At 75.3% G+C, this 5091-nt stretch carries 3 protein-coding genes; 1 reads left to right on the top strand and 2 read right to left on the bottom strand.

The window, feature by feature from the left end; genetic code table 11:
• Window positions 1-142 precede the first annotated feature (142 nt).
• Together ABT232_RS38200 and ABT232_RS38195 are read right to left on the bottom strand one after the other, a co-directional pair.
• Window positions 143-1633, bottom strand: coding sequence for an NHL repeat-containing protein (locus ABT232_RS38200; protein ID WP_351849375.1), 1491 nt, complete (start codon window positions 1631-1633; stop codon window positions 143-145).
• Between the two features lie 397 nt (window positions 1634-2030).
• Window positions 2031-2114, bottom strand: coding sequence for a putative leader peptide (locus ABT232_RS38195; RefSeq protein WP_351849377.1), 84 nt, complete (start codon window positions 2112-2114; stop codon window positions 2031-2033).
• 179 nt (window positions 2115-2293) lie between these two features.
• Between ABT232_RS38195 and ABT232_RS38190 the strand changes: the two genes are divergently transcribed.
• Complete coding sequence (locus ABT232_RS38190) at window positions 2294-5035, top strand: ATP-binding protein (protein ID WP_450872122.1); 2742 nt, start codon at window positions 2294-2296, stop codon at window positions 5033-5035.
• Window positions 5036-5091: the final 56 nt, after the last annotated feature.

Raw genomic sequence — 5091 nt, 5'->3', positions numbered from 1 at the left:
CCTCCGTGCGGTGAAGATTCGACACCTCCACCACACACGGGGGTCTTCGCCACGATCAAGACCGACCCGTGTCAACAACGCTCGTGATCAATACACCTAGTGAGCCGTGCCGGCGGTGAGGTGCACCGGCCTCGATCGCCGTTCACTCCGCGGTGATCCGCAGCACCCCGGTCACCGTGCCCTGGAGGTAGGCGCCGTCGGGGGCGACGGTGCCGGCCATCTGGAGGGTGTCGTACAGCGAGCCGACGCCGACGCTCTTGGAGCGCCGCACGGTTCCGGTCTCCGGGTCGATCTGGACGTAGCGGTACGGGTCCAGCAGGCTCGTGCCCTTGGTGCCGGGGATCAGCGGGTCACGCACGACGGTGTGCAGCGTGTTGTCCGCGGTGGACAGCTTCGGCACCGCCGCCGAGCGCAGGGTGTTGTCCCAGACCTGGGCGCAGCCGCTGCCGTCGGCCCGGATGTCCACCCGGGTCAGACCGCCCGCGAAGTCCGCCGAGGCCGGTACGGCGTCGCCCGCGCCCTCTGGCACCGCCGGATAGGGGTAGCCGTAGGTGCCGGCGACGAAGACGCTGTTTCCCGCCCCGATGGGTGAGTTCTCGCTGCCGGGGCCGCCCGCCGCCTTCAGGACCGGCACCGAGCAGATCTCCTGGCCGGTGGCGGTGCGGTAGACCTTGAGGTGGACGGTGGTGTCGGCGTTGTCGACGATCGCGACGTAGTCGGTGCCCGTGGTCGGGCCGAGGAACGTCGGGGTGGAGCCGCTGCCCCAGCTCAGCAGTCCGGGCTTGCGGGCCTGGCCGCGGTCGTAGGCCTGCCGCCAGGAGATCCTGGGCGTGCCGTCGGCGCCGGCGGTGAGCAGATAGGTCGCGTGGGTGGTGGTGACGGCGGTGCCCTCGGGGGCGGTGGAGATGCTGTTGGCGACGCGTTCACCGGCGGGCAGTGCCAGGGTGCGGACCGTGCCCGTGCGGTCGTCGGCGACGCCGACCACACCGCCGCCGGTGGCGAACCAGACGCGGCCCTGCCAGTCCGGCGACAGCCCGGTCACGGCGTCGCCGTCGGGGACGGCGGAGGTCAGCGAAAGGCTCCGGTCGACCGTCAGCTGCCAGGCGCCGGAGGCGGTCTGGCGGTGGCCGACGCGCAACAGGCTGCGGCTGCCGTCCACGACGACCAGCCGGTCCTGGTCGTCGAGGTAGGCGTAGACCCCGCCGAGCAGTGAGCCCTTGGTCAGTTGCAGGCTCGCCAGCGAGGAACCGTCGTCGGGGTCGAGGAGGTGGACGGTCGGGACCTGGCCGAAGATCGGGGTGCACAGGACGACGGGGTAGCCGTCGGAGCCGACCAGCACGGTCGGGCAGGCGGAGGCGAGCGCCACCCTCTTCGACGCCAGCGCGCCGGCGCCGGGGCCGGCCAGCGGGGTGGTGTCGGAGGAGCCGGTGTCGCCGTGCATCGTGGCCGTGCCGTCGGGTCCGGCGTACGGGTTGTGCGGAGGAACGGGCGTGTAGGCGGAGGCGGTCGGTGCCGCCTCGGCCGGCACGGCGGCGGCCGCGAGGGCGAGGACGGAGACCAGCGCGGCGACGACGGGTCTGCGGGAACGGCGTACGGGTGTACGACGGGACGGCAGGTGGTGGGTCCGGGACATGGCGAGGACGGGATCCTTCCGTGCGACAGGGGTCGTGCGGGGCGGGCAGGGGTCGTGCGGGGTGGGCAGGGGTCGTGCGGGGTGGGCAGGGGTCGTGCGGGGTGGGCAGGGGAGGTCCGCGCGCGCCGGTGGTGGCCGGTGGCCCGATGCGGACAACGGCCCGGACGCCGGGGCAGGCGCGGGAGACGGCTCGCCGGGAGACGGTGGCGGACCGGGGCAGGTGTCAGTGGGCCAGGGAGCTACCGGGGACGGCGTCCGCCGGGCTCACAGGCGTGGCAGACCTCGGGCGCGGAGGTTCCGGCCGCTCGGCGGCGCGAGCGCTCGGCAACGCGGAGGTCGTGACAGCCCTCGGGCTCGAAGGCGGTTCGAAGGCGGCCTGAAGTGGCCCGAATGCGGCTCAGAGGTGGTGACAGAGGGCGCCGGACGTGCGCGCGAGGTCGACATGGCGTCGTCGCGTGAGCAGCGGGGTCCGGGCAAGCATGTGCATGATCAAAACAGCTCGGCGTCGGCATGGTCAAGGCTTCGGCCCGGGCGGGCGCCGGGCACAGGGCACCGGAAATGCCGTGAAGCCGGTATTCCTCCAGGTCACGGCGCAGGCGGGCGATATCCTTCGGCCCGAGGCGCCCACGTACGCAGTGCGCCGTCACGGGTAGGAGGGGCGTGTTGCCGACCGCTGACAGCAAGGAGCTCGTCGGACGGCACCGGGAGACGGCCGTACTGCTCCGTGCCCTCGACGAGGCGTCCGCGCCCGACGGGACGGGCAGCGGCTCGGCGGCGCTGCTGCGGGGCGAGGCCGGGATCGGCAAGACCGCCCTGCTGGACTGGACGGACCGGCGGGCGCGCGAGCGCGGCTTCACCGTGCTGCGCGCGGTGGGTTCCGAGGCCGAGGCGGAGCTGGCCTTCGGGGCCCTGCACCAGGTGCTGCGGCCGCTCATGGCGCGCTCCGACGCCCTGCCGGCCCGGCAGCGGCAGGCCCTGGAGGCCGCGCTCGGGCTGCACGAGACGCCGTCGCCCGACGGCGGGTTCCTGGTGGGCGCCGCCGCGCTCACCCTGCTCGCCGAGGCGATGCGGGACCGTCCGCTGCTGGTCCTGCTCGACGATCTGCAGTGGGTGGACTCCTCCAGCTCCGAGGTGTTCGCCTTCCTGTACCGCCGGACGACGCGGCTGCCGCTGGTCGTCGTGAGCGCCGGACGCCCCGACGGCACGGCGGTGGACGGCTGGCCCACGCGACCCGTCGAGGTGGCCGCCCTCGGCCGGGGGGAGGCCGCACTGCTGCTGCGCCGCACGCATCCCGCGCTCGGCGAGTCGGCCGCCGAGCGCGTCCTGCGGGAGGCTGCGGGCAACCCGCTCGCGCTGCTCGAACTGCCCCTGCGACTCGGGCCCGAGCAGGTGTCGGGGGTCGCGCCGCTGCCGGAGCAGTTCGCGCTCGGTCCGCGTCTGGAGCGGCTGTTCGCCGACCGTCTCGCCGCCCTGCCGGCCGCGGCGGAACGGGTGCTGCTGCTGGTCGCGCTCGGCGGTGGCACGGCAGCGTGGGACGTCGGCCGGTGGCTGCGCGGCAGCGGTGCCGGACGGGTGGAGGACGTCCTGCACCCGATCGAGGCGAGCGGGCTCGCGCGGCTGGACGCGGTGGGCCGGCTCGTCTTCCGGCACCCGCTGGTGCGCAGCGCCGTCGTCGCCCGGGCCTCGGGCGAGCGGCAGTGTGCCGCCCACCGTGAACTCGCCGCCGCACTCCCGGTGGACGACCCGCGCCGGCTGGTGCACGAGGCCGCCGCGGGTCAGGGGCCGGACGAGGAGCTGGCGGCCCGGCTGGAGCGGGCGGGGCGGCGGCTGTCCCGGCGCGGCGGTGACGCGGAGGCGGCCTCGCTGCTGGACCGCGCCGCCGCCCTCAGCGCCGATCCGCTCGCCCGGGCCCGGCGGCTGACGTGGGCCGCCGTGATGGGCGCGCGCGGTGGCAGGCTGCCGTACACGGCGAAGCTCCTCGACGAGCTGAAGCGCGGCCCGGTGCCGTCCGATGTGGCGCCGCTGTTCGCCTACGCGACGGTGTACGTCGACCAGAGCCACCGGATCGACTTCGAGTCGTCCTTCACCCTGCTGCCCGGTGTCCTGGACGCCCTCGCCGACACCGGTGCCGAGGCCTTCGGCGGGCTGGCCGAGCAGGCGTTCTTCAAGCTGCTGCTGGCCTCGGTCTACACCGACGACCCGCGGGGCTGGGCGGCGCTGGCCGCGCACCGCGAGCGGATGTCGCCGCTGGCCCGGCTGTGTCTGCGGGCCTGGTCCGACCCGGCCCGCACGGCGCACGGCGTGGGCGACGAACTCCGCGCGACGGTGCGGGAGCTGGACGGGCAGCAGGAGGCCGGGGCGGCCTGGCTGCTGCTGTGGACGGCCGCCTCGGTGGACATGGCGGACGCGACGATGTGGCGGCGCTTCACGGAGCAGCACGCGTACGCCACGCAGGGCACCATCGCGAAGGCGAAGGGCTACCAGGACTATGTGGAGGGCCGCTGGGAGCAGGCGGACGTCTGCCGGCGGGAGGCCGCGGCGGCCGACGCGCTCGGCTACCACTGCAACGCGCTGATGTTCCGCCACCACCATGCGCACTTCCTGGCCGGCCGTGGCGACGAGGCGGGCCTGCGGGCGGTCGAGGAGCGGATCGGGCCGGTCGCGCGGCGGGCCCGGATGACGTTCGTGACCGACCATCTGGCGCACCTGCGGGGTCTGGCCGCCCTCGCCCACGGCCGCGCCGAGGACGCCTACGCCCGCTTCGCGGCTCTCACCCCGCCCGGGGTGCTGCCGCCCGGCCTGCCCTGGTTCCATCTGCCGTTCTTCGACTTCGTGGACGCCGCCGCGCGCACGGGCCGGTATCCGCAGGCGCGGGCACACGTGGCCGCCGCGCGGGCGGCCAGGATGGCGGACATCTCGCCGCATCACGCGTTCCTGCTGGCCGCCGCCTCCGCGCTGGCGGCGACGGACGAGGACGCGGAACCGCGCTTCCGGGCCGCCTACGCGGTCCCTGAAGCCGAGCGCTGGGTCTTCGAGGCGGCTCGGCTGCGGCTCGCGCACGGGGCGTGGCTGCGCCGGCACCAGCGGCCCGGTGCCCGGCAGGTTCTCGGCGAGGCGCACCGCGCGTTCCGCTCGCTGCGCGCGGCGCCCTGGGCGGCGCAGGCGGAGGAGGAGCTGCGGGCCGCGGGCCACGCGGTGGCGGGTCCGGCGGGGCGGCGGGGCCTGCTGACGGCGCAGGAGCTGCGGATCGCGCATCTGGCCGCGGACGGGCTGACGAACAAGGACATCGGGCGGCTGCTGCGGCTGTCGCCGCGTACCGTCGCCGACCATCTGTACAAGGTGTTCCCGAAGCTGGGCATCACCTCGCGGGCCGCGCTCGCCCGGGCCCTGCGGGACGAGTGAGCGCGGCCGACGGGAACGCCGGGCCCGGCGTTCCCGTCGCGGCGGTGAAGGTAAAC

It is taken from the genome of Streptomyces sp. NPDC001532 (genome assembly GCF_040298625.1).
GTDB lineage: Bacteria > Actinomycetota > Actinomycetes > Streptomycetales > Streptomycetaceae > Streptomyces.
This window is presented reverse-complemented; position numbering and strand designations above follow the sequence as displayed.

What these genes read in the sequence shown, in the direction of transcription:
- ABT232_RS38200 (WP_351849375.1), bottom strand. Translation starts at nt 1,633, where the DNA reads ATGTCCCGGACCCACCACCTGCCGTCCCGTCGTACACCCGTACGCCGT.
- ABT232_RS38195 (WP_351849377.1), bottom strand. Translation starts at nt 2,114, where the DNA reads ATGCTTGCCCGGACCCCGCTGCTCACGCGACGACGCCATGTCGACCTC.